Here is a 26,978-nt window from a genome sequence, read left to right as displayed (position 1 = left end):
TTAGCGGATTTTGAGGGCTCTATTTTTGTCGAAACTTCACAAAACCAAGGATTCTCAGCCGATCGCGACATGTTAACGGTTCGAAAATCCGTTAATTCCAAATATTCGACTGGAATTCAAAAAATAAGACCTCGGAAATCCGTTATATTTCCATGGTACCGCATCCCAGCTAGAAGATTTAATGCAACGCTAGGGCAGTTTGTGTTAAATATACCAACAGTTTAACCGAAGGTCGTCTGAAGGATCTTTTATGAGTATACTAAAAGAAAATTACCCAAGCGGGGGGAGCGTCGAATGGAGTCCGAAGCCAAATGTATAAGATTTTATGAGTTTGGTGCGCCTCAACATGTCCTGAGAGTAGAGAGTAGAAAAATCAAAAACCCTAAGCCTGGAGAAGTTCTTGTACGTATGCTTGCCCGCCCCATCAACCCATCCGATCTTATTCCTATCACCGGAGCCTATGCTCATCGCATTTCGCTTCCGGCCATTCCCGGGTATGAAGGAGTCGGTATGATTGAAGAAGTGGGGCCTTGCGTTCCTAAAGAACTTATTGGAAAGCGCGTTCTGCCTTTACGGGGGGAGGGCACTTGGCAAGAATATGTGAAAACATCATCAGATTGGATCGTTCCCATACCGGATGCTATTGACGATGATACGGCCGCCCAATTATATATTAACCCGGTAACGGCGTGGCTTGCTTGCACAGAGGTTTTGCAGATAAGACCAAACGATGTCGTACTGGTAAATGCTTGCGGCTCCTCGATCGGTCGTATATTTGCCCAGTTATCCAAAATGATAGGTTATCGACTGATTGCAGTAACGAGGAATCATTCTTACACGGAAGAACTTCTCCAACTAGGTGCTTCGCATGTAATCAATATAACGGAAACACCGTTACATCAAACAGTTATGGAATTGACGAACGGGCGTGGCGCGAATGCTGCCATCGATTCTGTCGGAGGATCTTCCGGAACAGAGTTGGCATATTGTCTTCGCCCTGGCGGCATGTTGTTAGTCATTGGTCTTTTGTCGGGAACGCCGGTCAACTGGGCGGATATTGCAAAACAAGCGAAAGCCAATATTCGGATGTTTCATCTAAGACATTGGAATGGGCATGTTTCCGTACAAACGTGGCAGGAAACGTTTCGCCATTTGGTATCGTTGATCATTAGCGGGAAGTTGAAGCTTACGATTCCTGCGTCTCATTACGACCTGCAAGAGGTACATGATGCAGTTTGTTATGCACAAGTTTCCAAGAGAAATCCGGGGAAGATTCTTTTAACAAATTAAAAGGCAGTCAGATTGGTCAACAAGAGATATATACAATTAAAATGTAATATTTTACCTAACTATGAAAGGAGGTGTAATTATGAAAAAATTTTCTGTTATTGCCATCCTAATGATCATGCTGCTCTCGATCGCATCGATGGCGTCGGCTAAAGCGTTAGAAGGCACTTCGCCGCCCTATTATCTCTCCGGCAACATCTCGTACGAGGCCTCATATTACAACCGGAATTTTGTTACATGGGGATCTGTCACGCTTACTCTGCTCAAAGTAACTCCTACAGGCGACGTTCCCGTAGGCTCACAAGTCGTCTTCGTGCGCCCAGGCGAGACGAAAAGAGAAAAAGTACTGCTAGCTTCCAATCAACCGGCAGATTACTACAAATTGAAAATTACTTATAACAGCGCCGATGTCGCTGTGTATGCAGACAGATTTATCACGGAATGACGCTAACATATCCGGCAATAACAGCTTTAAGACGACAGCCCTGGCGGCTGCCGTCTTTTTAGATATGCATGTTGATATTGGCTATTGCCCCTGCAAATGCTGCGAATCTAATATAGATCAATTTTTATTCGCCGACAATGCCATTGGTTTTATGGCGAAACGACAGTACTTTTCTACTAGAGGACGTACGTTTGTTGTACAAAATACAACATAATCCGGTTTTTTCGAACGAGTTGGCGACGATGTTGCACAAAATACAGCATAAGAAGCTTAATTTGGGATGATAGGCAAAAATTTCGCGATTATGCTGCACTTTATACAACAATGTGGCCGGTTCTGGCGCCAATTTTCCTACTATGTTGTATTCCGTACAGCATACCGACAGATCCAGAGAGTCATTGGAGCTTACTTTTGCCGATTCCATAACGCGTTCGTATACAAATCTGGCATCATTTGCGAATTTCGTAGCACTAGTAAAGTACTTTCGTTCGCTATTGTGAAATGAATGGCGGTTGCCGAACCCGAAATCGATCCGAGAAAGTTTTAATCTGCGATTTTGTTGAGAATTCGAAAGACTTTATCCAAATCTATTGTTATACATGGGAATTTCGCGGAGAGAAGCACGTCGGTCGTGCCGTAGGTTCGATCGAGAACGTATTTGCCGTTTATGAGCAAGAATTGATCGATCAAACGATGATGGATGTCGACGATCCAATACTCTTGGACGCCGAAACGTTCGTATAACGCTTTCTTGCGTATTTTGTCATGGTTCCCTGAGCTGGGCGATAAGATTTCGACTAACAGATCGGGGACGCCCTCGATTCTCGTCTTTAAAATATGTGAGTTTTCGTTGGAAACGTAAATGAGGTCCGGTTGAACAATATTGTTATCGTCGAAGTATACGTCCATCGGGGCGACAACAATTGTCCCATGCGCGCTGCATGCGTATGAATAGCATTCCATAGTTCAGTGAGGATAAGCTGATGGTTCAAAGTAAGCGATGGCTGCATATCGTACCGCAAACCGTCAATCACTTCATAACGCTCTTCCATCGGCGGCAAGGTATCGCTCATCAATAAATCACGCTCCCTTAGACGCTATTATACCATAGTGAAGGTAAATTTTCCGCGATTTGACAAAAACGCCAACGTATCCTCCGGAACGCATTGTCAACCTCTTTGTCCGGCGGCGCATGCCCGTTCTCATTCACGAATACGCAAGAAAAACCCTCCATCGACCCGCCAGCTTCGTTCAAGCTTCATGAACGGATGTTGTTGAATGGAGGGTGCTCTTACATATGTTACTTATTCGGATTGCCCAGGGATTTTACATTCAAACCGGCAATTCTCCAACCACTCGCCCGCAGCGAAATCCCGCCCCCTGACGATGACACGATCTGCATACACTTCGACGAACAGCCCTTGGCTCCCATCTTTATGCTCGTCTTCGTCCGTCCATAAGTATGCAACAGAGGCCGCGTTAAACATGACAGGCAGTCGTTCCTGCCCACTAAACATCGTATGCGACGCCTCAAGCTCCCAGTGAGTATGTCCGGTGAACAGGATTGCGTGCCGGTGCTTGGATAGCACTTCCTTGAGCGCTTCATCCTGCGTAACGCCGTACCACCGCTGCGACTCGTAAGATCCCGCGACCGTGTCTTTGAGCGGTTGATGCAGGAAGACGAACGCCGGGCGAGCCGTGTCCTTCGTCTCGGCCAGCTTGGCGTCGAGCCAAGACAGCTGAGCTTCCGACAAGGAGGCGAATAGCTCTAGCCCCTGCTCGGTTCCGAGGAAGATAAAGTGATACCCCTTCACCCAGTGATCGTGATATGGTCCGCTCATCTTGGTAGCGTCCAGATAAGCTCCCAAACGTGAAGGCCAATGACCCAGACCGACATCATGATTGCCTGATGCGAAATAACTGGCCGGCAATCCCGCTCCATGCTCCCGCCATATTCTGAGGAACTCGGAATATTCCTCAGGAAGGCCTTGGTCGGTAATATCGCCCGCGTGCATAATACCGTCGCTGTCCGGCGCCTCCCGTTTAATATCTTCCAGCGCCCTTGCCAAATTCCGGTTGTATGTATGTCCGGGGTCAGCCTTCACGTGCGTATCGGTGATCACCTGAAATTGGAGCAGCACATCTCCCTTCCGGTTACCTCCTGCTTCGTCCCACATTTTCAAGCCCCTCTCCTCCTTCAAAATGATGTCTAACATAGCCAACAACGATATCCGCGGGGTTATTTCAATTTGTCCAGCTCGCGCTGCGCGCTCTCTTTCGCTTCTTTCAACGCCTCCGCTGCAGGCAGATTCTCAATCTGTACTCTATCTGCCGCGATCTTGAGGGCATCGTATATTTTGCCTCCCGTCGGGTCTATGAACGGCGCGGAAGCATGGGTGGCTTGCTGCAGCGGCACCAAGATTTGCGGGTGGCTCTCGCTGTAGGCTACAAATTCCGGGTCCTCCATTGCCGATTCGCGAACCGCAATATAGCCGGTATTTATCGACCAGAACGCCGTGTTCTCCGCCTTCATGAAGAAACTGAACCATTTAAACGCAGCTTGCTGTTGTTCCGGGCTCGCCATCGACGGGATGCCTGCCATAATCGCCGAAGCGACAGGCTTGCCCGGTCCGTGACCTTCCCAGCCCGGCTGCTCCATAGCGCCGATGATCGAGAAGTCCAGATCTCCCTGGTCGCCGCTCGATCCCGTGTACCCGGCCGCTCTACCCTGCATGACATCGTCAATCGTCTTGTACCAATACTCCCAACCTTGCCCGCCGTAATGAATACGCATGATTCGATCATCATGGATCCACTTGCGGAACAACTCCCACGTCTCGACCCACTCCTGCGAATCGATCATGACCGTCTTGCCGTCCTCGCTCAGGAATCTGCCGCCCTTACCAAGCGATGCGTCGATCATATTGGCGGCGTCCCACATCGGTTCCCAGCCGTAAAACGTGGTTTGGTTCCCCTCCTTCACCGTCATCTTAGCGGCCGCGTCGGAGAGCGCTTCCCAAGTGCCGAGATCCTCCGGCTTGTATCCGTGCTTCTCCAACGCGTCCTTGCGATAGTACATCACTTGCGTTGTCCCGTACATCGGCAGGAAGTACTGCTTGCCGTCAACCTGACCTTGTTCCAGGAACGTCGAAATGACATCCTCCTTCTTGAAGTCCGGGTCATTGGCGATGAACTCGTCGAGTTGTTTATAGTAACCTTTACTCGCCCAATCATGATTCGAAGCTAATACGGCGGCCGGAACGTTGCCCGCTGCGATGGCCGCCTGCAGCTTCTTCTCCGTCTCGGGATAACTGGCCTGCACGATCGGCTTCACGATGACTTCGTTCTGGGACGCATTGAATTTATCGATCAGCAATTGCATATTCTCTCCAAGTTTGCCTCCAAGACCGTACCAGAACTCGATCTCCACCGGGGCATCGCCTTCGCTGGCATTCGCAGCGGTATTGTCTTGCGCATTTCGTTTATCGCCCCCGCCTGCTCCCCCGTTCGATCCACAGGCCGTAACCATTAGAAGCAGCGCGATCAACAGGGCTGCCCAGCCCTTTCTCCCCGAACGTTTCATGCTCGAATTCTCAACTATTCTTTGAATAGCCGTCGTATCGTTCTTTTTCAATTGAATGACCTCCTGAATTTATATTCCTATATCGCTTTCAGTTATCCTTTGTTCACGCTATGAGCGTTGCTCACCCCCTTGATAATCCATTTTTGCGCAACAAGAAACAGGATCACTAGCGGAAGGATGGTTAATGTGCTGGCCGCCATAATCAACGGCCATTTCATGCCATAGGCGCCTCCCTCGACGAAGAAGCTTCGAAGGCCGGCTGATACAAGGTGCAGACGAGGGCTCTTCGTGATCAACATTGGCCATAGATAGTTGTTATACTGCCCGATGAAAGAAAGCAGCGTCATGACGACCAGAGTTGAGCGTGAGAGCGGTATCATGATCGTCCATAAGATGCGCCAATGCCCGCTTCCGTCGATCTTTGCCGCCTCGACCAGCTCTTTGGGCACTTGCAGGAACGCTTGCCTTAACAAGAAAATACCGAAGATCGAGATCGCATTGGATACGATAAGCCCTGTATAACTGTCCAACAGCCCCAAGCGGGCCAGAATAACGTAGCTCGATAAATAGGTAGCCGATACCGGAAGCATATAAGTGACCATAATCATCGCCATGATCACGCGACTCAGAGCAAATCGCATATGTGTCAAGGCGTAACTTATCATGGAGGAGTTAATCAGCTGAATGATAACGATAGCGACAGCCACGAATATACTGTTGAATAAATATAGTCCGAAGGGCGCCGCTTGCCAGGCCTCGGCAAAATTGGTCCACTTCGCCTCCGCCGGCCATAGGACGGGCGGTACGCTCCAAATTTCGTCATTGGTCTTAAGGGAACTGCTGAACATCCAGAAAAAAGGGAAGGCCATCATCACGCATATAAATCCAATCGTTATATAAAGGAGCGTACTGACAGGCCACGATTTGATGCGATGCAGCATAAAAAGTTCATCTCCAATCAATTTATAGATAATGGATACGGCGTCTGGAGACATAAAGCGACACCGCAGAGATCAGAGCAAGCAACAAGATAAGGATAATCGCTACCGCAGATGCCTCACCGATCTCGTACCTCTCGAAAGCGGATTCATAATAGAGATAGAGCAAGGTTCTCGTAGATCCCGAAGGTCCCCCTTGTGTCAGCACATTGATCTGATCGTATGCCTGGATGGAATCTATCGTTGTAATCAAGAATAAAAAAAACGAAGTAGGAGAAATAAGCGGCAGCGTAATATGCATCAAACGTTGGCGTCGGTTGGCTCCTTCGATCATTGCCGCTTCATGCAAGGATTCCGGTATATTCTGCAGAGCTACGAGATAGAACACCATGGTCCAACCCAGCCCCTTCCAGATGGTGACAATCAGAACGGAAAGCAAGGCCGTCTCCGGGCTTCTAGTCCATTCCAACCCCCCAATTCCGAACCACTCGAGTATGGTATTGGCCAATCCCACTCGCGGTTCATAAATCCACGCCCATACGATCGATACGGCAACCGTCGGCGTAACCCATGGGAGAAAGATCATTGTGCGGAAGAAAGCCGCACCCCGAAGCTTCCTGTTAAGCAATAACGCAAGAAGTAAACCGCCTACGAGACTAGGAAGAACATTGCCCAGCGCAAACAAGCAAGTTGTCGCCAATGCGTCGTAAAATTTCGCATCCGTTAGGAGGTTGATATAATTTTCCCAGCCGACAAAGGGCTTCACCGGGTTCATGAAATCCCAATCCGTAAAGCTCAAATACACGACATAAGCCATGGGAGCGAGCCAAAAGACCGCATATGGCACTAACGCAGGCAAAATATACAAATAAGCTTGAGGTTCCCCCCACTTTTTCCAATTCATAGTCGTCCTCCCCATCATTTATAGTTACAACAACTGCTTATTCTCACTCTTCTTCGCCAACATATTCCATACCGCATGCGCTATACCAGAGCCTAGCACCAATAAAACTGCGAGTGGAACAATCAAGATACCCCCCCATAAATACAATCTAAGACATTAAAATGCCCATTAATACACAAATATACAACTTACGTCCGATAATAGCACGGGATATTTGTTCTGTCAAATGAAAATGCGCAAATAGAGCAGGCGCATGCAGAACATGCGCCCCTCATAGAACCGGACGTGCGGGTAATCGCATCCGCTGCGCTGCCAAGCGCAAAAAAAAGAACCTTGCGGCAAGGTTCTTCCTCCTTTGAATCTATCTGAAATCGATGATGACCCCTGCTTCCCTGTATCGTTCAAGGACATCATGGTCTACCCCGGAGTCGGTTACGATCCGGTCAATCTTATCCAGTCCGCATACCGGTGTGAGCGAAACCGCGTTAAGCTTGCTGCTGTCTGCGAGCACGACTACCTTCTTCGACCTCTCCAGCATCTTCTTCTTCAATTGGATCTCGCCTATGCCGTAATCCGTCAAGCCTTCTGTCAAGGATATGCCGCTCACGCTCATAAAGAAAAGGTCGGCATGAAACTGAGAGACGAACGATTCGGCAAAATCTCCAACCACGCAACGTTCCGAGTTACGAACGGCCCCTCCGATAAAGACAATCGTAAACTGGGGTTTCGCCATAAGGATCGAAGCGATCTGAAAGGAATTGGTCAATATCGTCAATCGATCAAAACGGGCCATCAATGCCTTGGCGAATTCGGTATTAGTCGTGCTTACATCCAAGAATAAGGACTGCCCTTCTTCCACGAAACGGAGGGCGATCTGGGCCAGTTCGCGTTTCTCTTTGGTCCTCTTCATCTCCCGCACGGAGAAAGGAAGCTCCTTCTGATAGTCCGCTGCGGGCAAGGTCGCCCCTCCATGAACCCTTTTCAAGAAACCCTCCTCTTCCAGGTATTCGAGATCCCTGCGAATCGTCTCGAAAGAAACACCGAACCGAGCGATTAAATCCGCTGTCTTGACCGATTGTATTTCATGAAGCAATTGCATGATTTGTCTATGCCGATCATGTACAAGCACTGATATTCCTCCAATAATAAGACTGCATTGCTTATTATTAAACAGAATACCACAAAAACACACATCTTTCCATGATTGTAAATCCAAATGAGGCTGCGAGGCGATCTCAACCGTTTGTGATCGTCATCCGCGATTGGAAATATCGGATGATATGAGAACGGTTCGCCACCGTTGATATAACTGGCTTACTTGCGCAGTATAGAAGGGGATATCTCCCTACATTTCGAAGGCGATCCGCGCGGACCTATGCGTTAACGAAACTGGCAATCCTTATTGGGCCCAAAATGAAGACGTTCCCATCCTAACGAAAATACGCATCGTTATTCATTGGAAATCGGCGGTTTTACCGCCTTTTTCCCCTCATTAGCGTGTTGTAGTTTCGTTACATGAGCAATAAGGTGATTTACAGGCGATTAGAGTGTACAAGTTTCGTTAGCCCGCCCGAGAGGCCGCCAGTTGCCGGCCAATTACGCATAACGACTTCCATGAAATCGAATCCGCAGCCTTTTTCGATGCATTGCCAGTGGAAAAGCTCGTGATCGGGGAGCTCTTGATTTTTGTCTCATGTCTCTGACTTAAAGGTTTTGCCCAACTCCCGATCCAGGCCAAAGTAGTGGCGAAAGCTGTAAATCAACGGGTTCCACGCGGTTGGATTGACATGATAATCGGTCAGCACAATCGTTTCGTGGGCATGGACTTTTTGCGCCTCTACCTCGATAATGGCAAATCCCTCCGACTCGTGGAGGTTGACGACTTGCGCCTCGATTTGCAACGGACACTCTTCCACCCGCTGCGGCCGCACGACATCTGAAGCAAGCGGCGTGAAACCGCCGGCTGAAAATTTGTCGCGTTCAAATCGGTACAGCTCCCGTTTGCAGTCTGGCACCGGATTGGCACCGGTCAATCTGGCCAATCTTTCCACTTGCCCCCAGTGCGACGCATCCGGCAGGTTGACGACGCATTCCCCGCAGCGGTTCAGGTTGACTAATCCCTTCCCTCCTCCGGCGAGCCCGAGCACGATGCGATTCCCTAGCGCCCAGGCAGATGACATCGGTGTAAGGTTTGTCGTTCCATCTTCATTCAAAGTGGAGAGCAATACGACCGGTGTACCGAAGTACAGTATTTTGGGCTGAATGACCTGAATGGCCGTTTTCGTTTGTTTATTCATTTTCATCACCTCAACAAGCATTATAGCCGGAAAAACATTCGCCCTTCATCGAATGATGAATGCAACGCGTTGCTGAGGTGATTGGCATCATGTCAAAGTATCAGGCCGAACTCGTCAGCCAAGCCTTTAATACCTTCGTCCGTTACTCGTACTGCACGCCCGCCGGGAATACGCGCAATCCATTCGAGTTCAAACAATCTGTTGGTAATCGCGGCACCAAGACTGCCGGCGATATGATGCCGCCTCTCGCTCCAATCCAGACACTGTCGGGCAAAATGGCGCCGCCCTTTTTGTACATTCTCTACATCGATGCCGAAGCGCTTAAAGCGGTCATCCCCCTGTTTGGTGACGACAAAGTCTCGGCCGGAACGTTCGATCATTCCGAGCGCAAGCAGCCGATCGGTCAGTCCTACGCCCACTTCTCCCGCGATATGGTCGTAGCAAGTGCGGGCATACCGCAACACTTTTGACTGGTCGTATTCCTTGAGCGATCGAATCGGCTTTTGTGGTGCGATGGCGCTAAGCGCTTCAAGCGCGTATGCGACATCGGGTCCGGCCAACCGATAATAGCGGTGTCGGCCGCTCATTTCCACGACGAGCAAGCCGCCCTCGACCAATTTTGCCAGATGCGAACTTGCCGTTTGCGGCGCAATGCGCGCGGCGCGCGCCAGCTCGCTGGCCGGAAGGGCTTTGCCGCCTAACAATTCCAGCATCATCGCGACGCGCGAAGGTTCGCCGACGAGCGCCGCCACTTCTATAACATTCGGTATTGCCGCCATCTTGTCCCCTCCTGAACGTTGTGACATGAATCGTCTATTGAATATCGTACCACAATTATAATTCGATGGCGGCCGAAGTGTCATGGAAAGCCCTACAAATTGCCTGCATATCGAACGGGCCGGAGATCGTCCTGTATCGGCATGGATACGTTCCCGCAGTCCCGCTCTTCTTCTTATGAAGCCGGCTTGACGGTTATTCTTTCACGCCTCCAAGCGCTACGCCGGCGATAATATACCGGGATAACAGGAAATAAACCGCGAACAGCGGCAAGGCTGTCAAGGACAGCCCCAAATAGATCGAGCCAAACTCTGTCCTGTAAATATCGCCTCGCAGCAAGCTAACCATGATCGGCATCGTATATTTTTCCTTTTGTGTCAGCAAAATCAGCGGCATGAACAGGTTGTTCCAGTTCGCAACGAAGGCAAAGATGGCCTGCGTCGCCACTGCGGGCGTCATCAGCGGCAGGATGATCCGGTTGAATGTTTGGAATTCACCGGACCCGTCTACGCGCGCTGCTTCCACGATCTCTAACGACAGCGTTGCGAGCAGGTATTGGCGCATGAAGAACACTACCGCCGGCGCGGCAATCGCAGGCAGAATGAGCGGGAGAAAGCTGTTGGTCCAATGTAATTTATACATGAACTGATAAAATCCGATTGCGCTTGCCTGGGAAGGAATCATCATCACGCACATGATGAAGGTAAAGAATGGGCTGCGCAGCTTCCAGTTATAGGTCACAAGCCCATAGGCCGCCAACGACGAGAAGTAGACCGTTAAGATGGTTGCCGAACCGGAGATCATAAACGAATTCAGGAACCCTTGAATGGGATCGAAGCTCTTCTCGAGCAGCACTTGCAGGTTGTTCATAAAGTGGGTCGAAGGAAGCAGCGAGAGACCGCTTTGGATTTCCGCCGTAGATCGCGTGGCGTTGACGAACATGATCCAGAACGGAAGGATGCTGAGGAGCGACAATGAGATACAAACGATATAGACAATCGTCCTGTTTATCTTTAGGTTGACGGCTCCGCTTTTCTGAATTTTTTCCATGTATTACACCTCCCTCTTGACTGCTGCTTGGATCGACTTTCTATACTTCTTTTCCGCTTTTTTCAATCTTGCCGCATCGCGGTCGCGCATCACGTAGAACAGCAATGCGGACAATACCGCCGCGATCAGGAACAGGATCATGCTCGCCGCTGCAGCGCGATTGTACAAATAACTGCCCCTGAACGCTTGCCCATAGATGAACATGGACGTGGTAAGCGTGGAGTCGTCCGGTCCTCCCAGAAGGAACAGTTGCGGAATATCGAACATGGTCAAGCCGCCGACCATCGATGTAATCAGCGTGAAGAGCAAAATCGTACGGAGACTCGGCAGCGTGATGCGGAAGAAGATTTGAAAGCCGTTTGCACCGTCAATCGCCGCGGACTCGAAGAGAGCGGGGTTGATGCCCATAACGCCTGCGATAAGGATGATCATGGTATTGCCGTACCACATCCAGAATTGAATGAACGCCACAATTCCTCGGGCTGTCGTCTTATCCTGAAGAAAGTAAATCGGAGCGTCGGACCATCCCATCAGTTGAAACAAACTGTTTATGGGACCCATCGGATAGGCAAACATCGTGCTGAAAAGGACGGCGATCGTGCTCGCAGTGATAATATTCGGCATATATAGCAGAACTTTGAACGCGCCTTGTCCCTTTATGTTGAGGCGCTTGTTCGTGAACCATGCCGTGAGCAAGAGCGCGAGAACGATCTGGGGAATGAAGTTGACAATCCACAGCAATCCCGTGTTAAACAAAGACTTCCTGAACGAGGCGTTATCAAAGAAGAGATCTTTGAAGTTTTGAAAAGGATCATCCAAAATATGAATCGGTTTGGGTATTAATCCCTGCATATCGGTGAACCCGATGACTGCGGTGAACAAAATGGGATACAGCGAGAAAATCAGAAATGCCAGGACAAACGGAAAGGTAAAGATATAGCCGTATTTCGAGTAATTCACACCTTTGCGGCGCATGCTCTCACCTCGTTCATTGATATGAAGGGGCGGGATCTCCCCCGCCCCTTCTACTCCTTCTTATTCGCTATCGATGCCAAGCTGGTCTTTGACCTGCTGCTTGAAGGTGGCGATCGTTTCGTCTCGTGTCTTGTTGCCCGCGGTGTATTCGCGTACTTGATCGCGCCATAACCTGTTAATCGTTTCGTCGTACTGGGTCAAGTTCTTGCCGGAAGCGTTGGCGTTAGCCGGAACGAACACGTCGAACATGTTTTGCCCGCCGAGCAGCGGAACTTCGCCGTTGGACTTCGCCATGACGACGGAGGATGCAACGCTGTCCTTCGTGCCTTGCTCGCCTTCCTTCATTGTGCCGTTAGCCCAGTAATACTGGAGTCCCGTTTCGGAGGTATCAAGCGTCACCCATTTGATAAAATCCGCAACGGCCTGTTTCTTGGCGTCGTCCTTGGTTACATCCTTGTTGGCCAGCAGCCAGGTGCCTCCCCAGAAGAAGCCTGTCGGCGGTTCGGAAACAGCCCAGTCGCCATTCGTGTCTTTCACTTGGCCGTTCATCACGTAGTTGATAAGCCAGGCGGGACCGAAGAAACCGAAGATCGGTTGGGCGCCGGAGCCGGACATATCGGCGTACCATGCTTCCGTCCAGTCTTGGGTATCGTTGTGATAGCCATTGTCTTTCAGCTTCTTGGAGAGATCAAGAAACTCTTCGCGCTTCGGATCGATATGAAGCTTGCCATCGACAATCCAACCCTTGTCGGAGCTGTTTTCGATCGGGTGCCAAATATCGCCGTCCCCGGAAACGATGCCGTACCCTTTCGCTTTCAGCTTCGCGGCTGCATCGAAAAATTTGTCCCAGCCTGGCCCAATTTCATTTTTGATTGCGGCCGCGTCGTCCGTTCCAAAAACATCCTTGGCAATCGAGCGGCGATAGATAAAAGCCCCTCCGGTCGCTTGATAGCCGAGGGCCTTCAATTGGCCGTCTTTGCTGCCGATGTCAACCGAATATTGGGCGATGCCCGCGTCCTTAACCATTTGGTCGTCAAGGCCCAGGTCCGCATAGTTGGCGGCATAGCTGGATGCGTCTCCTTGCGTATACTTGAGCACGAACGCCGCTTCCGCCGCATACAGGTCCGGGGCGTCTTTGCCCCCGGCGGCCAAGGCCTGATCAAGAGCAGGCTGATAAGCGCCCTCGGTGGTTGCGATAATCGTGGTTTTGAACTCCACATTCGCGTCGGGATGAGTTTCCATATACTTTTGCGTCATGTTCGGGATCTCGTCCGTGAAGCTCCAGAGATTGATAGTGATTTTGGAACCTTCTCCTTTTGGCGGAGCCTCGGCAGTGTTGGTTGACGGGGCCAGATCTGAGCCCGAGGTCGAATTGGAATTGGAGTTTCCGCCACACGCCGCGAGAGCGGACGTAATGACGAGCATTGCAGAGATCCCGACTAACAATCGTTTCATACCTTTCATACGTTTCATATTTGCCTCCCCTTTTCTTCATGCTTCGGTTTTTTGTAACCGCATACATTATTATAAAGCCAATGTTCTTCGGGCATAAGGAAACGGTCATTGGGAAAAATTCCACTATTTTTGGATTCATGCAACCGTTTCTCCATCATGGACAAATTGCTTTAGGTTTAAGCAAGCGGAAGAAATCGCTTCGCCTGCCGCCGAAGTCACGTTAGAATCCATCACCTCGGACAAACGGTTTCCCCACGGCCAAGTACAAGATGAAAAAAATGCGGGCTATGCTACAATACTGGAATGTTAACGGGAATTTGTAGGAGGGTAATGAATCGCCATGCTCATTATAGGAATCTCCGGCGGAACCGGCTCCGGTAAAACCACGGTTGCCCGTTCGGTTATTGAACAGCTCGAAACGGATAAAGTAACATTCATCTCACAGGATAACTACCTATAAAGATCAATCGCACCTCACAATGTCGGAACGCGTGAAAGCCAATTACGACCACCCCTTCGCCTTCGATAACGAGTTGCTCGTAGAGCATCTCTCCCTTCTGAAAAGCGGACAAGCCGCCTATGCGCCGGTGTACGACTTCACCGCCTATACCCGGTCCGCCGACAAGACGATCAAGCTGCTGCCGAACAAGATCGTCATCGTTGAAGGACTGTTCGTGCTCTATGACGAAAAGCTGCGGAACCTGCTAGACATTAAAGTGTTCGTGGATACCGATTCCGACATCCGCATTCTCCGCCGCGTGCTGCGGGACCTGGAGGAGCGGGGCCGTTCGATTTATTCCATCTACCAGCAATACCTCGCGACCGTCAAGCCGATGCACGATGCCTTCATCGAACCGTCCAAAAAATACGCCGACCTCATCATCTCTGAAGGCGGGCATAACGAAGTCGGCATTCAAATGCTCGCGATCCTGACCGAAAAACATTTATCGGGCGCCGCCCGTTAAGATCTGGTCGGGAGAATCGGACGGTCTGCTTTCCTCCACAGGTTCAAGCTGCCAACGATTTTTGTCGGAACATGTACTGTCCCATGAAGAAATAGAAGACAAAGCCGATTCCGATCATCGCATACAAGCTCCATTCATGTACTCTGGGAGAGAAGGGGGTGTCCTGCGGCATCATGGTATAGAAAGGCAGGATAAACGGAAACCACATCCCCAGCAAGGAATGGAGACCGGAGAAGATAACGTTCAACAAGACGCAAGCGACATTGATGCTAAAAGCGATGCCGAAATTTTTGTATTTCGTCGAAAACCATAACTGGATGGCAGCTAACGGAAACATGCCGATCCAGCCCAACACGGCGCTGCTCAACACGAATAGCCAGTCGATTTGGCCTTCAACGCCGGCAATCATCCCGCTGCCGACTTCCGCCGCGATGAAAAACAACTGCATGATGGCGAGCATACAGAGCAAAACGGCGAATTTGGCCAAATATATGCGGGAACGGGAGTAAGGTGTTGCAAGCAATTGCTTCCAGCCCCCCGATCGATGCTCGTACAAGCAGATCAGACCGGCCGCGGTCCCGGAAAACAAAGGCAAGAAAAACATCGTATGCAGATTGATGATATACATCAGATAATGAGGCCAATTCGGTTCATAAACTGCGGACAGCATGCCCCAATTGCTGGTTGCCAATAAAACATCTGCAAGGAGGCTTATAAAAATAAGGGCGATCATAAGCCACCATTGGATTTTTACAAATTCTGCGGTTAATAGTCTTCTCATCGCTACTCCTCCTACCAATCTTTCCTGGTAAAATGCCAACATCCTGCGGCCAACAAAACGACGCCGACGGCTAAGCCGGCAACGATCCAATGCCAATGGCCCGGAACTAACGGAGTGGATAATGCAGGGTACGTCCACGGCATGTATTGAAGGACAGGAAACGTCGAACGTGCCAGAAACAGGCTGGCCATGGAACCGGCGGTTCCTGCACTTATAGCAATCGATTGGTTCGCAAACACGGTGGATAACCACATTTGAATGGAGAGAAACGCAAATCCGGCTAAAAAGCAGTATAAAGGTTGTTTAATTAGGATCTCAAGCGGCGCCGGTTCATGAAACATCAGTTTCCAAAGCACGAACGTTCCCGCTATAATGACCAGCACCTCAGCGAGCAGCAGCATGCAAGTAACGATCCATTTGCTTATATAAATTTTTGATTTTCCTACGGGCAGCGAACATACCCGGTTCCATCCTTTCGTTTCATGCTCCGTTGATGCGATGACGCTGGAGAGTAATGTCGCGCTAAGCATAAGGGTAAAAGAAAGGAAAAAGTACATTACGGACATCGTGGAATATACGCCGCCGGGCGCCTCGCGAAAATTGATATACCAAAATCCGCTTGTGACGCCTAATAGGAGAAACGCTGCAATGACCGGCAGAACAAGACAGAACGTTCTTAATTTCATCCATTCCGTACGAATCAGCTTGATCATAAGCTTCTCCCCATGCCCGTCATCCCGAGGAAAATTTGTTCCAGCGATTGGTCCCCGCTTTGCTCCCTTAGAGCGGATAGCGTGCCCTGATAGATTAACTTACCCTGATGGATGATTCCCACATGATCTGCGACTTGTTCGATTTCGTATAACAGATGACTCGATACCAATACGGTCATGCCATACCTTCGCGGCATATCGACGATCAAGCTGCGTATTTCCTGTATCCCCGAAGGGTCGAGACCGTTGGTAGGCTCGTCGAGGATCAATAATTTGGGGCGATGGATGATCGCCATCGCGATGGCGAGCCTTTGTTTCATGCCCAGGGAATACTTCCGGACCGCTTTATGGGCTTGGCCCGTCAAGCGGACCAATTCAAGCGCCTCCTCAATGTGCGATTCCGGGACGCCCAGAAGGGTGGCTGCGATTTTCATATTTTTGTATCCGGATAGATGGCCGTAATAAGAGGGGGATTCCACCAGCGATCCGACCTGTTGTAAAATTTCAATCCGCGCTTTGGGAAAAGGCTTGCCAAAAATCGCGATGCTTCCTCCGTCAGGCTTGATCAAGCCGAGCAGCATTTTGATCGTTGTCGATTTTCCGGCTCCGTTAGGTCCCAGAAATCCGTAAACCGAGCCTTCGGGGATTTGTAGATTCACCCGGTCCACGGAAATTTGGCCGCCAAATTGTTTGCATAAAGAGTTCGTTTCAAGTACGTACTGTGCCATTCTTTTGTTCACCTCTGTTTACTGTTGTTCCTACAGCGTAAGCGAACAAAGTAAACGTCAGGTAAACGAATTACCTGACGTCATGAAGCGGAAGTTTGAGCGTTATGGTCGTTCCTTGTTGCGGGACGCTGCAAATCTCCAGTTCTCCCTGATGTTCCTCGATCAAGTCTTTCACAACGAACAGACCGATCCCTTCTTCCAAGTCCTGGGCATCGCCCGGGTGGCGGTGACAAAGGCGGTGAACGATGGCGGGCGGTATGCCCACACCGCTGTCGGTTATTATGATTTGGATGTTACGGTCCCTTTTGACCTGAACGGCGATGGCCGTTTCGGGCGGGTTATGGAGTACGGCATTCATCAGAACATTTTGAACCGCTCTTTTGAGAAGCTTGGAATCGTAATAATATTGCAGTTCGGGGATTTCCGATTCGAAACTGAAATGGTAAGATGCGGATCTAGGATTATTGGCCGCGTCGAGCGTCACTTCCCTCAAGAAACGGACAAGATCGCTTCTTGTCTTCAATACCCTGGGCTTTCCCTGCCTGAACTGAAACGTTCGGAGCAATCCCTCAATTTCCTGCACCTTTTGCAACAGTAATCGGAAGATCCGCTTCTTTTCCTCCTTGGCTAATTCAACCTGCGGGCTGCCCATAACATCAAGGTATCCTTTGATGTACGAGAGGGGAGTTTTCACATCATGGGATACTCCTGCAATCCACTGTTCCTTCAGTCCGTTCGTTTCCTCAACCTCTTGACGGTTGCGATCAAGCGTCATCGTCAATTCCTGAAGACGAATCATCATATCTTTGAAAGGGATATAGCGAAGTTTGATTTTCCGCTGTTTATTCCATAGGAAGGAATACCGCTTGCAATAAACATTGACGTCGTATTGCCCCGCGGAGAGGCCCTTCATCCAATCGACCACAGCGAGCGAAGGCTTGCCGATCAACCAACCGGCCGTATACACATAGAGTCCTAAAACGCCAACAAAAACCAAGATATGATAAACCTTGATATCCAGGAATTGAAGCGCCGGGAAATATTGCATCAGAACAATCAAAACGACGATAACGGCTACAAAACCGATGGAAATGACCAAGACAGAGGCCAGTAAAAACAGAAGGGACAGCAGCATGGAGCGTTGAACAATGGTCATGGAACATACCTCGCTTTTTTCACTAATTTATAACCCAGTCCCTTCATATTCACGAGAAACTGCGGTTGCCTCGGATCGGGCTCGATTTTCTTCCGAATTCGGGAGATATGAATGACCACTGTTTTTTCATCGCCTTCCTGATATGGCCTCCATACTTTTTCATATAATTCGCTTACCGTAAAAATAAAATTGGGGTGCTCGCATAAGAAGGCCAGCAATAAAAACTCCATCGGCGCGCAGGGGACCTCCCGCCCCTGGACGAACAATTGCCCGCTTTGCTTGTTCAGTGCAAAATGCCCAAAGTCGTAGACGGCTTTGGACATCGTTTGCAGCTTGGCCATTCTGCGTAAATGAACTTGAACTCTCGCAGCGACTTCGGTCGGGTTAAACGGCTTGGTAATATAGTCGTCCGCCCCCAGTTCAAATCCTTTAATTTTATGGATATCCTGATTTTTGGCGGTCAAAAACAGCACAGGCGCTTCGGTAATCTTGCGGATTTGCTGGCAAACCTCAAATCCGTCGCCGTCCGGGAGCATGACATCCAGCACAATCAAGGACACATCATGCCGGGCGATTATTTCTAACGCTTCTTGGGCCGTCGTGGCCGTTAACAGATTGGCAATCCCGAACTTCCTTAAGGTAAACGCCAATAGATCCAGCAAGCCCTGTTCGTCATCAACCAGCAAGACAGTACCGCTTCCCACTTCACTCACTCCATCTGCAAGTTTCGTTTAGTATCTTAGTATAACAGCTTTTTGTTCACATTTGGAAATCGCAGCGATATGGTCAACCCCGAACCAAGTTCTGATTCTGCATCCAACTGAATTGCCAAATCATAAGCCATCTTGCTCACTAAGAAGAGTCCCATACCTGTTGCTTGTCTTGTATAAGCACCCCTGCTTCCCGTAAAGGCCTTATCAAAAAGGAATGGTAAATCCTCTTCGGATACGCCAGGCCCATTATCGCTAATATTTAGAATGGTTTGATCGCTCACTTCATCATGAACCGTTTCAAATGTCAGAATGGGACGATCTTGATTCTGCGCAACGTATTGCGTACTATTAGCGATGATTTGCGATAATATAAAAGCGAATCCCTTGCGGTCGGATAAAATTTCCATTTCTTCACCTAAGAACTGAATTTGAAACCCGGATTCATCTAATAATGTCTTATGGTTCTCAATGGTCTGTTTGCAAAATGCCAGTATGCTTATAGGCTCAAAAATATAATCTTTATGAGCGGCCCCAAGCCTCGCAAAATACAAAATTCGCTCTATGTCCCCAAGCATTTGATCGCGAACATGGAGCATGCGGTGCCTAACAAGGGGAGACATTTCGTCACTGCGGTTATCTAATACCAATGTCATCAATGACAGAGGCTTTTTCATTTCGTGAACCCATCCTTCGATATAGTTTTCATAATCGGTCAACTGGGCAACCTGCTCATTAAGTTCCGACTGATATGATCTTAGGACGGTCCCCATGCTGCGGATAAACGACCAATGCGTCTTAGGGGATACCCGGCATAATATTTCTTCGTTCGTCTCATTCGGCTCTGCCAAAAAATCTTGAAAGACAGCTTCTATTCTTTTTTGCCGTCTAATGATCATGAATACAGGCAACGATATCATCGCTAGAGTAAAAATAATCATGAGGCCTACTAAAGCCTGAAACGATTCGGGGTAAGCTAGCCAAGCTAAAAAAATGAATAGGAGATTGGTAACAATGACGATAAGAAACCATTGTTTATAAGCATGAAAACAATCATAGATTTGCTTGATCCATTTCATGGTTTCACCTGCCCCCTAAGTCGATAACCTTGACCCCTTATCGTTTCAATTTGATCTTCCAAGTTGAGTTGCCGCAATGTTTTTCGTAAGCGAGTGAGATTGACTTGAAGTGCATTTTCGTCTATATATTGGTCTGTTCCCCATAAAAGTTCACTCAGTGTTGACTTGGATACCATCTCGGGCCGATGCTGGACTAAAGCCAATAAAATTTTCCCTTCGTTAGCCGATAATAATAACGATTGAGATCCCTTATACAACGTAAAGGTATTGGGGTCCAGCGAAAAATTGCCGCCATCGATCAAGCCCGGTTGTCCTTCAAATCTTCTTAGCAGGTTCTGAATGCGCGCTAACAATCGATCTCGATTGCATGGTTTTGTGAGATAATCATCCGCACCTAAATGAAGACCGTGTAATTCATCTTGCAACTTATCTCTAGAGGTAAGAATCAATATGGGACCAATCCCTTTTGATTTTAGACTTTTACATATTTCGAATCCTGATTGTTCCGGCAAATTGATGTCTAACAAGACCAAGTCCGGCGCCAAAGCGGCGATTTGAAGAGCTATATCATGAAAATCTGTAATGGCTGCTGCTTCGTAACCGGCTTTTTGCAATATATCCGTTAACTCTTCTCTCATCCATGCATCGTCTTCAACAATGAGAATCCTCGCCACTTCGGCACCTCCTTCAATTGGATATTAAACGGTTCCTTAATCTATATTTGGCTTCCAACGCAATTTATCGATCTCATGATCTGCTGTACGGGCAACTGCTACGCCATAAATCGCCATCGTTGCGATCACAATACATGCAAAGGCAAAGGCAATCGGATAAAGCAACGCGTTGTCTTCGATGCGAATCATAACAAATGAAATCATAGCTCTTATCCCAACAGCTCCGCTCACGCATGCAAGAGAGACAGGCAACAGAAAGGTCCACAACACCTGTCTATGCATAGACCTTTTCATTTGATTGCGTTTTGCCCCCAACATGGAAAGCGTTGCATAGCGCCCGCCTGTCTGCTTCATCTGCGTCAAAAATTGTAAAGCCAATACCGTACAGGCAATAACCAGGAATAAGAATCCCATATATAGTGTCGTATAACTTCCGGCAACAACGTAGAAAAGTTTGCGTCCAAAGTTTTGTAAATAACTTTCAAACACGAAGCCTGAAGATGTTAATAAATCTCGAGCCTCCATCATTGGTTTCATTAAACCTTGTTCGTCTTGCAGCTTTTGCGGGATGCGAAAATTCCAATACGTCATATAGGTTTCCTTATTTAATAATTGTTCAAACATAGGTTCAGGAACGATGAATGCAGAATGAATTTGTACGGAACGGTCTGCTACCAATCCTCTCATTGGGGTTGACGGGCGTATATAGATGGCCTGATCGTGAATGCTCATCAAACTTTGCCCTTCTTCCGCAGCCCTTTCAAGAATACGATCGAGTACGGGCAGGCTTTCCGGATCATCCATTGGCATAAAATCGGGATTAAAGTATAAAGCAATTTCATCTGAATGTAAGTTCAGCGGTTTTTCTCCTATCGCTTTCAAAAGTCCATTATACGATGATTCGGGAATGAGGTAAGGCGATTTTGCATCAATCTCCAGAACCCCAAACAGATTGAGTGCTTCAGGGTTATCCGAACTGATACTGTAACCCTGCATTTCTCCGGATAAAATTTGCTCTTTATAGTTGCTTGGCAGAGCCATAATAATTTGCTCTCTTAATTTAGACCAGTCTACCAACGACAAAGGGGAGTCGTCTTCCCCGCGTTCATCCCGATATTTCATTTTCCCAATTTCCAATAGGTTTAAGTCCTCTACATACGGCACCATTTTTTCTGAGGTAAGAAATTGCTCAACCCTTTGATTATCCCCATTAACAGTAAAATCATATAGCGAGGAACTCCTAGTAAAAACACTTTCTAAACCTATCATAGTTGAAGCGCCATTTGTTATCAAAATGATAGACAACGTGATGAGGATCGATGTAACAGCAACGGAAGCAGATTTATTAGCTACGTTCTCTTGAAACTGTCTTAATGTAAATGTTCGCAGCCCTTTCGTAGATTTACGCTCGGACAAGCTTGCCAATAAGCCTAGCAGTTTTCCAAATCCCCTCATAAAAAGAATCGTTCCTAAACTTCCTAGCGCCAATGCCGCAAACAGAAGAGGCCCTGCAAAATCCATAAAACGGTAAAAAACGATCCAATATGCCACGCCCAGTAAGATAGAACCTGCTAATATATGGAGTATATTGCCTTTAACATGCCCCATATCTTGTTTCTTATCCATTTGCCCATAAAGTAATTGATGGACCTCTTGATGAAATAATCTTCCGCCAAGAATGATTAATGCTATAAACTGTATGAATAAAAAACCGATAATGGTAAAGAAAATCGCACTTACCGACAAGCTTATTTGATGACCGATAATTCCCTGTCCGACGAATCTGGAAACCGTCAAGCTGATGATTTCCGCTAAAAATACGCCTATTAAAAGGCCTCCAATGAGTGCCAAAACAGAAGTGACGAACCCCTCTGCCAAGAGCCCCCGAATTAGGCGTTCTTTGCGCGTTCCTAACATAAGATAAAGCCCAAACTCTTTGCTTCTCCGAATTAATTGGTACCGGTTGGCAAACAACACCAAGAAAAATAATAAAAATAAGGCAAACAAATATACAATCGGCATCTGAGCTAAAAGTTTATCGATCGCATCACTTTCAAATTCCTTAAGGAAGAGAATAACATCTTGTTTGCCCAGTGAAAGAATGATATAAAACGAGGCTACTGCGGTTATAAGTGTTGCAAAGTAGATGAAATTCTCCTTACGACTTCGTTTCGCATTACGATAAATGAGCCTAGAGAACATTTGCGCTTCCTCCCCCAAGCTGAGCCAGCACCTGCAAAATTCTTTCATAAAATTTCTCTTGCGATTCATCATGCGTGCGGCGCAGTTCATGAAAGATGACACCATCTTGAATAAATAGGATTCTTGAGCAAAAGCTTGCTGCATTTGGATCGTGGCTGACCATTAAAATCGTTCTTCCACTGCTTCTGTTAATCGCTTCCAACTTATTCATTAACGTTCTGGCAGAACGTGTGTCCAATGCTCCTGTCGGTTCATCCGCAAGAACGATGTCCGGATCGGAAATCAAACTGCGTGCGGCAGCTACCCTTTGCTTTTGTCCCCCGGACATCTGAGATGGGAATTTGTGAAGAATATCTGTAATTTCCAATAAACCTGCCAGCTCATCTAATTTAGCCCGTGCTTTTGCAAAATTCACCCCGTGAATAGATAATGGCAACAGTATATTTTCTTGTCCGGTCAGATTATCCAGCAACTCAAAGTCTTGAAACAAATAGCCAATTCGACTGCCGCGATACTCCGCTAAATTCTTGCTGTCAAAAGCACTGATGTTATTGCCGTTTAAAAGTACGCGCCCGGACGTCGGTTTTATTATTGTTGCAATGCAGTTTAATAATGTCGTTTTACCGGATCCGCTCGGTCCCATGATTCCTAAAAATTCTCCTGGGAGAATATCAAAACTAACGCCGTTTAAAGCTTTTGTGATATTGTTTTTCTTTCCGTAGTTTTTTTGCAAGTCTTGAACTTCCAGCAATTTTCCTTGGCTGACCATGTATAACTCTCCTTTTTGAATGTCACTTTCCAAAATTATCATCGATCGATTTGAGCTATACACATTATAACCATTATAAAAGATTAGAAACACTTACAAATGGTGTAAGGTAAAATGTTGCCTGATTAATTTTTCCGAACTTAAAGCACCCGGTATTCCAAGAAGCTCTCCTGCCCCAAGTTGTTCAACAATTTACAAGTCGTCCTTTCTTGAATTGCAACAGGAGTCGGAATCCTTAAAATGATCATATTCATCATGACGACGAAGCCATGTCTTGCCGTTGCCGTCGCTTCTTCAATCGTCGTAATTGAATAAAGGAGCAGTTGCCATAGACAAACTGCTCCTTTTTTATATTTCTACTTGTGTACAACGAATTTGGGTAAAGGTGGCGATTTGTTGCATAAACCACCTATCGGTTGTCAAACAGGATATCCGCGGTGAGTTGGATGTGCGCTCTAAAGAGCTTGACGGCACGATCGCTGTCGCGGTCAAGAACGGCATCTGATAATGCCTTATGCTCGGCACGGCCATCGCGAATTTGCTGCTGCGGGGTCGAATAATGCCGATAAAATTCGCTCAAATCCCAAAGGCGTCTGCAAATATCCAAGAGAACCGGATTGGGACATGCGGCGATAAGTTGGTAATGAAATTGACGGTGGATGTCGGACCACTGTTCGCTAACGACAAGCTTTTGATTCACTTCCTTGTACTCGGCCGTTTGCGATAATTTGTGGTGAACGGCGATTACATTGGATTCCCATGTAAGATCGCCATAGGCGATGGACAGGCGTAATGCTTCGGATTCATTGATCGACCGCGCCTGTATGATGTTATTCAGTTCTTCTTCCGACACCGTCTTCACTGAAAATCCGTGATTCGGGTTTTGCAAGACGAGGCCTTGGGTCGCCAACCGTGTCAATGCTTCGCGAACGACGGCAACCGAGACATCGAAACCTTTGGCTAGTTCCGAAACGATTAACGGAGAGCCCGGTTCATATTGTCCGGCCAGAATATCGGACTGCAGTTTCTTCGTGACATTTTCGCTTAAAGTGGACGAACCGTTTCTTTTGGCCATGAAGCCAGCACCATCCTTCATGCACATCGGTATTATACACGTTTAAATAGTTTACACCTAAATTTATAAAAAGGAAAGAAAAAATTCGATAATCTGTAAATTAAACGATTTGTATTTACAAAATCGATTCTTATATGTATAATCGATTTACACTTTAAGAAGGAGGTAATTTACAGTGAGCAACAACCCATTTGCCAAATTGCAAGAAGTCGAAGTCTTTCAGGTGACGAGTAACGACATTGCCGAGGGCCTTCCTCTACCGCCTCAGCAATACTCGGGGATGTCAGGAGTGGAGGGAGGCAAAGATCTTTCGCCCCATTTGAAATGGTCGGGTGCGCCCGCAGGGACGAAGAGTTTCGCCGTAACCGCGTATGACCCGGATGCACCGACCGGATCGGGTCTCTGGCACTGGGCCGTCATCAACATCCCTGCCAGCGTCACCGAACTGCCGACCGGCGCGGGCGATGAGCATGGCAGCGGCTTGCCGCAAGGCGCCTTGCAACTGCCGAACGATTTACGACTCGAACGGTTTATCGGTGCGGCGCCTCCAGCGGGACACGGTCCTCATCGGTATTATTTTGTCGTTCATGCGCTGGATGTCGAGAATATCGGCGTCGAGCCTAACTCCACGCCGGCTCTCTTAGGATTCACCATGCTAAGCCATACACTGGGGAGAGCCGTTCTCGTGGCAACAGGGGAAATCAAGTAACCCAAGCCGTTTGGGATCATGGGAGACGATGGTATGAAACAAGCGAAATTGCGTCAAGTACGGAGAAAGCGGTGAAGCTGAACGATCCGCTTCATCAAAGTGTATGCCCCATGTGCCAGCAGCCAATTAAAATTTTGAAGCATACGATCCTTTGCGGCTGTGGAAGCAAAATCAAAAACAATTTCAAATTGCCCAAAATAACAGAAAAGCCCTCAATTATGAGAGCTTTTCTGTGATGATTTTGCAATTGGGTCTGTTGTAGACTTAGCGGAAATATTTAGCTTGCCGTGGAGTAAAGTATTATTTTCAGAGTCGTTGCGGTTACTTGCTTTCTTCGATACAAAAATATTGCCGGCTACTTCTCATTCTGGCTATCACAACTTTACACACTCACCGTCTGATAGTTTCCATCCTCGTCAATTATTAGCGCATTCAAACTTTCCAAACTTTATAACTCCATCGATTCCAATCATTTGCTCGCTAAACCATGGTTGAAAATTCGTCTCATCTCTATGTAGTCGACAGCAAACCTCATGACCAAAAATTATTTTTTTATTCATTGATAAAGACCCTCGATGGTTATAAAATCTCCCGTGAATCCAGCTGAAATCCTTGTGAGATGTATTTTTCCATTCGTTTTGTCGAGGATCGATGCCTGTATATCCGAGGGAAAACCTGAATTTTCCTATCAGCGGCGAAGAGAGTCGCATAAAAAAGACTGAAGATCCGCCAGCGGTCAGCTGAGAGATCCCCAGTCTTCAGTAGGAGAAAGTACTGTGAGTTTAACCTCCCCATTAGTGATGGATATGCAATTTGCACTTATATATCATTTTTTACACTATCAATATTATCGTCCGTAAAAGCCTTTAGTAAAATTGGCCCATCAGTTTCAATTTTATAAATTTCGTAAATACTCGAAAATGGCAACCAACTAATCGCTCCTGTTGTTATGGCTTTTTTTATAACAATTTCAGGGAATCCGTCATTATCATAATCATTAATAAAAAACATTGTGTTTGCCAATACATCAATATTTCCGTGTAAATTGGAAATTAAGTAATTATCATAGTAATCACTATTTATTGAAATTCTTCGAGAGATACCAAGATCAGAAAAAGTTATATCGATTGACCCATTATTGTAATTGCTCAAGTTATATTCAATCTCTTGATTAACCATCTTTCCAGGAGACCAAACCTCTATAATCTCGTTATGATCATAAACAAACGACCACAGCCCTATTTTTGTACCAATTTTATTGCTATTCCAAATTAATGATACAAGGATTAGTTTTAACTTTGAATCTTTTTGATTCCAAATACGAACTTTTGGTTCCTCATAAAAAGGGTGCGGGTCATTGATATCGTAACCTTCACTTTGCAAAGGAAGGTACTTTGTAGAGTTGTTTACAGTTAAAACGAGGTAGTCTCCGTCATTTAAAAGCGAAACAGAGTCTAAAGTTCCATTTCCATCAAGATCACTTTGAAAATCTTTCTCGCCTAATTCAAGTTGCTGTTCAATAAAATCATCCCTCGAGCATCCTCCGAATATTACCAAAAAAGTACATATAAAGATCAAGTGTTTACGCTGAAGCATAATGCCCGAAAGCTGACGGTATTGCCTGTCCAGGGATTGACGAATATAATGTCCGTATCACAGAAAAGGAAAAGGATGCCTCCATATAGCGTGAGCCTGTTCGCGCAAGC

At 47.4% G+C, this 26,978-nt stretch carries 27 protein-coding genes and 1 pseudogene; 5 read left to right on the top strand and 23 right to left on the bottom strand.

Translation table 11 applies throughout. The features are described from left to right. The 3 genes from LQ229_RS24610 to LQ229_RS24600 form a co-directional block, all read left to right on the top strand. On the top strand, positions 1 to 225 hold a 225-nt coding region (locus LQ229_RS24610), incomplete at its 5' end, for a hypothetical protein (protein ID WP_230193185.1). Between the two features lie 69 nt (positions 226 to 294). Continuing rightward, a complete protein-coding gene (locus LQ229_RS24605) occupies positions 295 to 1,290 on the top strand; it encodes a zinc-dependent alcohol dehydrogenase family protein (RefSeq protein ID WP_230193184.1) in 996 nt (331 codons plus the stop codon). A gap of 79 nt (positions 1,291 to 1,369) precedes the next feature. Beyond that, the gene (locus tag LQ229_RS24600; protein WP_230193183.1) at positions 1,370 to 1,732 is read left to right on the top strand and encodes a hypothetical protein; all 363 of its coding nucleotides are present in this window, start codon (positions 1,370 to 1,372) and stop codon (positions 1,730 to 1,732) included. A gap of 124 nt (positions 1,733 to 1,856) precedes the next feature. On the opposite strand, the gene LQ229_RS24595 is transcribed toward LQ229_RS24600, so the two are convergent. The 12 genes from LQ229_RS24595 to LQ229_RS24540 all read right to left on the bottom strand — a co-directional run bounded on the left by LQ229_RS24595 (position 1,857) and on the right by LQ229_RS24540 (position 13,711). Next, positions 1,857 to 2,156, bottom strand: coding sequence for a hypothetical protein (locus tag LQ229_RS24595; protein WP_230193182.1), 300 nt, complete (start codon positions 2,154 to 2,156; stop codon positions 1,857 to 1,859). A gap of 119 nt (positions 2,157 to 2,275) precedes the next feature. Then, on the bottom strand, positions 2,276 to 2,695 hold the full coding sequence (locus LQ229_RS24590; protein ID WP_230193181.1) for a Uma2 family endonuclease: 420 nt from the start codon (positions 2,693 to 2,695) through the stop codon (positions 2,276 to 2,278). A gap of 341 nt (positions 2,696 to 3,036) precedes the next feature. Continuing rightward, entirely contained in the window at positions 3,037 to 3,915 is an 879-nt protein-coding gene (locus LQ229_RS24585) for a metallophosphoesterase (RefSeq protein WP_230193180.1), read from the bottom strand. 56 nt (positions 3,916 to 3,971) lie between these two features. Further along, the gene (locus LQ229_RS24580; RefSeq protein WP_230193187.1) at positions 3,972 to 5,315 is read right to left on the bottom strand and encodes an ABC transporter substrate-binding protein; all 1,344 of its coding nucleotides are present in this window, start codon (positions 5,313 to 5,315) and stop codon (positions 3,972 to 3,974) included. A 92-nt stretch (positions 5,316 to 5,407) separates the two neighbouring features. After that, complete coding sequence (locus tag LQ229_RS24575; RefSeq protein WP_230193179.1) at positions 5,408 to 6,256, bottom strand: carbohydrate ABC transporter permease; 849 nt, start codon at positions 6,254 to 6,256, stop codon at positions 5,408 to 5,410. A gap of 22 nt (positions 6,257 to 6,278) precedes the next feature. Beyond that, positions 6,279 to 7,157, bottom strand: a complete 879-nt coding sequence (locus LQ229_RS24570; RefSeq protein WP_230193178.1) for a sugar ABC transporter permease — start codon at positions 7,155 to 7,157, stop codon at positions 6,279 to 6,281. A 361-nt stretch (positions 7,158 to 7,518) separates the two neighbouring features. Then, positions 7,519 to 8,286: a DeoR/GlpR family DNA-binding transcription regulator gene (locus LQ229_RS24565; RefSeq protein WP_230193177.1), complete on the bottom strand. Its 768-nt coding sequence runs from the start codon at positions 8,284 to 8,286 to the stop codon at positions 7,519 to 7,521. A 562-nt stretch (positions 8,287 to 8,848) separates the two neighbouring features. After that, positions 8,849 to 9,454, bottom strand: a complete 606-nt coding sequence (locus tag LQ229_RS24560; protein ID WP_216540848.1) for a flavin reductase family protein — start codon at positions 9,452 to 9,454, stop codon at positions 8,849 to 8,851. A gap of 92 nt (positions 9,455 to 9,546) precedes the next feature. Beyond that, complete coding sequence (locus LQ229_RS24555) at positions 9,547 to 10,233, bottom strand: helix-turn-helix domain-containing protein (protein WP_216540847.1); 687 nt, start codon at positions 10,231 to 10,233, stop codon at positions 9,547 to 9,549. A gap of 193 nt (positions 10,234 to 10,426) precedes the next feature. Then, entirely contained in the window at positions 10,427 to 11,281 is an 855-nt protein-coding gene (locus tag LQ229_RS24550) for a carbohydrate ABC transporter permease (protein WP_216540846.1), read from the bottom strand. Between the two features lie 3 nt (positions 11,282 to 11,284). Continuing rightward, positions 11,285 to 12,256, bottom strand: a complete 972-nt coding sequence (locus LQ229_RS24545) for a sugar ABC transporter permease (RefSeq protein ID WP_216540845.1) — start codon at positions 12,254 to 12,256, stop codon at positions 11,285 to 11,287. Between the two features lie 60 nt (positions 12,257 to 12,316). Beyond that, positions 12,317 to 13,711, bottom strand: coding sequence for a carbohydrate ABC transporter substrate-binding protein (locus tag LQ229_RS24540; RefSeq protein ID WP_230193176.1), 1,395 nt, complete (start codon positions 13,709 to 13,711; stop codon positions 12,317 to 12,319). 340 nt (positions 13,712 to 14,051) lie between these two features. Here LQ229_RS24540 and udk point away from each other — a divergent pair. Further along, positions 14,052 to 14,676: pseudogene (gene udk, locus LQ229_RS24535) on the top strand (uridine kinase). Positions 14,677 to 14,719: 43 nt separating this feature from the next. Here udk and LQ229_RS24530 read toward each other — a convergent pair. From LQ229_RS24530 to LQ229_RS24485, 10 genes are all read right to left on the bottom strand, one after another. Then, complete coding sequence (locus LQ229_RS24530) at positions 14,720 to 15,457, bottom strand: ABC transporter permease (RefSeq protein ID WP_216540844.1); 738 nt, start codon at positions 15,455 to 15,457, stop codon at positions 14,720 to 14,722. An 11-nt stretch (positions 15,458 to 15,468) separates the two neighbouring features. Then, positions 15,469 to 16,170, bottom strand: coding sequence for an ABC transporter permease (locus LQ229_RS24525; protein ID WP_230193175.1), 702 nt, complete (start codon positions 16,168 to 16,170; stop codon positions 15,469 to 15,471). Further along, positions 16,167 to 16,898: an ABC transporter ATP-binding protein gene (locus LQ229_RS24520; RefSeq protein WP_216540842.1), complete on the bottom strand. Its 732-nt coding sequence runs from the start codon at positions 16,896 to 16,898 to the stop codon at positions 16,167 to 16,169. Before LQ229_RS24520 ends, LQ229_RS24525 begins: the two co-directional genes overlap by 4 nt. 70 nt (positions 16,899 to 16,968) lie before the next feature. Next, on the bottom strand, positions 16,969 to 18,054 hold the full coding sequence (locus LQ229_RS24515; RefSeq protein WP_230193174.1) for a HAMP domain-containing sensor histidine kinase: 1,086 nt from the start codon (positions 18,052 to 18,054) through the stop codon (positions 16,969 to 16,971). Next, positions 18,051 to 18,758 carry a response regulator transcription factor gene (locus LQ229_RS24510; RefSeq protein WP_216540840.1) on the bottom strand — a complete coding sequence of 236 codons (708 nt, stop codon included), beginning with the start codon at positions 18,756 to 18,758 and terminating at the stop codon, positions 18,051 to 18,053. The genes LQ229_RS24515 and LQ229_RS24510 overlap by 4 nt, the downstream gene beginning before the upstream one ends. Before the next feature lie 35 nt (positions 18,759 to 18,793). Then, positions 18,794 to 19,843 carry a sensor histidine kinase gene (locus LQ229_RS24505; protein ID WP_230193173.1) on the bottom strand — a complete coding sequence of 350 codons (1,050 nt, stop codon included), beginning with the start codon at positions 19,841 to 19,843 and terminating at the stop codon, positions 18,794 to 18,796. Next, the gene (locus LQ229_RS24500; protein WP_216540838.1) at positions 19,840 to 20,517 is read right to left on the bottom strand and encodes a response regulator transcription factor; all 678 of its coding nucleotides are present in this window, start codon (positions 20,515 to 20,517) and stop codon (positions 19,840 to 19,842) included. The genes LQ229_RS24505 and LQ229_RS24500 overlap by 4 nt, the downstream gene beginning before the upstream one ends. A 36-nt stretch (positions 20,518 to 20,553) precedes the next feature. Beyond that, complete coding sequence (locus LQ229_RS24495) at positions 20,554 to 22,719, bottom strand: ABC transporter permease (protein ID WP_230193186.1); 2,166 nt, start codon at positions 22,717 to 22,719, stop codon at positions 20,554 to 20,556. Beyond that, the gene (locus LQ229_RS24490; RefSeq protein WP_230193172.1) at positions 22,709 to 23,488 is read right to left on the bottom strand and encodes an ABC transporter ATP-binding protein; all 780 of its coding nucleotides are present in this window, start codon (positions 23,486 to 23,488) and stop codon (positions 22,709 to 22,711) included. Before LQ229_RS24490 ends, LQ229_RS24495 begins: the two co-directional genes overlap by 11 nt. Positions 23,489 to 23,897: 409 nt before the next feature. Then, the gene (locus tag LQ229_RS24485; RefSeq protein ID WP_216540836.1) at positions 23,898 to 24,563 is read right to left on the bottom strand and encodes a GntR family transcriptional regulator; all 666 of its coding nucleotides are present in this window, start codon (positions 24,561 to 24,563) and stop codon (positions 23,898 to 23,900) included. Positions 24,564 to 24,843: 280 nt separating this feature from the next. Between LQ229_RS24485 and LQ229_RS24480 the strand changes: the two genes are divergently transcribed. Next, the gene (locus tag LQ229_RS24480; protein ID WP_230193171.1) at positions 24,844 to 25,272 is read left to right on the top strand and encodes a YbhB/YbcL family Raf kinase inhibitor-like protein; all 429 of its coding nucleotides are present in this window, start codon (positions 24,844 to 24,846) and stop codon (positions 25,270 to 25,272) included. 819 nt (positions 25,273 to 26,091) lie between these two features. Here LQ229_RS24480 and LQ229_RS24475 read toward each other — a convergent pair. Next, positions 26,092 to 26,868 carry a hypothetical protein gene (locus LQ229_RS24475; protein WP_230193170.1) on the bottom strand — a complete coding sequence of 259 codons (777 nt, stop codon included), beginning with the start codon at positions 26,866 to 26,868 and terminating at the stop codon, positions 26,092 to 26,094. Between the last annotated feature and the right edge of the window lie 110 nt (positions 26,869 to 26,978).

It is taken from the genome of Paenibacillus sp. CECT 9249, from assembly GCF_918697855.1.
Taxonomy (GTDB): domain Bacteria; phylum Bacillota; class Bacilli; order Paenibacillales; family Paenibacillaceae; genus MSJ-34.
Note: the sequence above shows the minus strand (reverse complement) of the source record. Positions and strands in the feature narration are given on the sequence as shown.

Excerpts from the sequence above, each read along its gene's own strand:
- LQ229_RS24525 (WP_230193175.1), bottom strand. The coding sequence starts at position 16,170 with ATGATCAAGCTGATTCGTACGGAATGGATGAAATTAAGAACGTTCTGT.
- LQ229_RS24540 (WP_230193176.1), bottom strand. The coding sequence starts at position 13,711 with ATGAAACGATTGTTAGTCGGGATCTCTGCAATGCTCGTCATTACGTCC.
- LQ229_RS24485 (WP_216540836.1), bottom strand. The coding sequence starts at position 24,563 with ATGGCCAAAAGAAACGGTTCGTCCACTTTAAGCGAAAATGTCACGAAG.
- LQ229_RS24480 (WP_230193171.1), top strand. The coding sequence starts at position 24,844 with ATGTCAGGAGTGGAGGGAGGCAAAGATCTTTCGCCCCATTTGAAATGG.
- LQ229_RS24490 (WP_230193172.1), bottom strand. The coding sequence starts at position 23,488 with ATGGTCAGCCAAGGAAAATTGCTGGAAGTTCAAGACTTGCAAAAAAAC.
- LQ229_RS24590 (WP_230193181.1), bottom strand. The coding sequence starts at position 2,695 with ATGGAATGCTATTCATACGCATGCAGCGCGCATGGGACAATTGTTGTC.
- LQ229_RS24545 (WP_216540845.1), bottom strand. The coding sequence starts at position 12,256 with ATGCGCCGCAAAGGTGTGAATTACTCGAAATACGGCTATATCTTTACC.
- LQ229_RS24475 (WP_230193170.1), bottom strand. The coding sequence starts at position 26,868 with ATGCTTCAGCGTAAACACTTGATCTTTATATGTACTTTTTTGGTAATA.
- LQ229_RS24495 (WP_230193186.1), bottom strand. The coding sequence starts at position 22,719 with ATGTTCTCTAGGCTCATTTATCGTAATGCGAAACGAAGTCGTAAGGAG.
- LQ229_RS24520 (WP_216540842.1), bottom strand. The coding sequence starts at position 16,898 with ATGGCACAGTACGTACTTGAAACGAACTCTTTATGCAAACAATTTGGC.
- LQ229_RS24605 (WP_230193184.1), top strand. The coding sequence starts at position 295 with ATGGAGTCCGAAGCCAAATGTATAAGATTTTATGAGTTTGGTGCGCCT.
- LQ229_RS24515 (WP_230193174.1), bottom strand. The coding sequence starts at position 18,054 with ATGACCATTGTTCAACGCTCCATGCTGCTGTCCCTTCTGTTTTTACTG.
- LQ229_RS24595 (WP_230193182.1), bottom strand. The coding sequence starts at position 2,156 with ATGGAATCGGCAAAAGTAAGCTCCAATGACTCTCTGGATCTGTCGGTA.
- LQ229_RS24555 (WP_216540847.1), bottom strand. The coding sequence starts at position 10,233 with ATGGCGGCAATACCGAATGTTATAGAAGTGGCGGCGCTCGTCGGCGAA.
- LQ229_RS24600 (WP_230193183.1), top strand. The coding sequence starts at position 1,370 with ATGAAAAAATTTTCTGTTATTGCCATCCTAATGATCATGCTGCTCTCG.
- LQ229_RS24550 (WP_216540846.1), bottom strand. The coding sequence starts at position 11,281 with ATGGAAAAAATTCAGAAAAGCGGAGCCGTCAACCTAAAGATAAACAGG.
- LQ229_RS24570 (WP_230193178.1), bottom strand. The coding sequence starts at position 7,157 with ATGAATTGGAAAAAGTGGGGGGAACCTCAAGCTTATTTGTATATTTTG.
- LQ229_RS24505 (WP_230193173.1), bottom strand. The coding sequence starts at position 19,843 with ATGAAATGGATCAAGCAAATCTATGATTGTTTTCATGCTTATAAACAA.
- LQ229_RS24530 (WP_216540844.1), bottom strand. The coding sequence starts at position 15,457 with ATGAGAAGACTATTAACCGCAGAATTTGTAAAAATCCAATGGTGGCTT.
- LQ229_RS24580 (WP_230193187.1), bottom strand. The coding sequence starts at position 5,315 with ATGAAACGTTCGGGGAGAAAGGGCTGGGCAGCCCTGTTGATCGCGCTG.
- LQ229_RS24560 (WP_216540848.1), bottom strand. The coding sequence starts at position 9,454 with ATGAATAAACAAACGAAAACGGCCATTCAGGTCATTCAGCCCAAAATA.
- LQ229_RS24575 (WP_230193179.1), bottom strand. The coding sequence starts at position 6,256 with ATGCTGCATCGCATCAAATCGTGGCCTGTCAGTACGCTCCTTTATATA.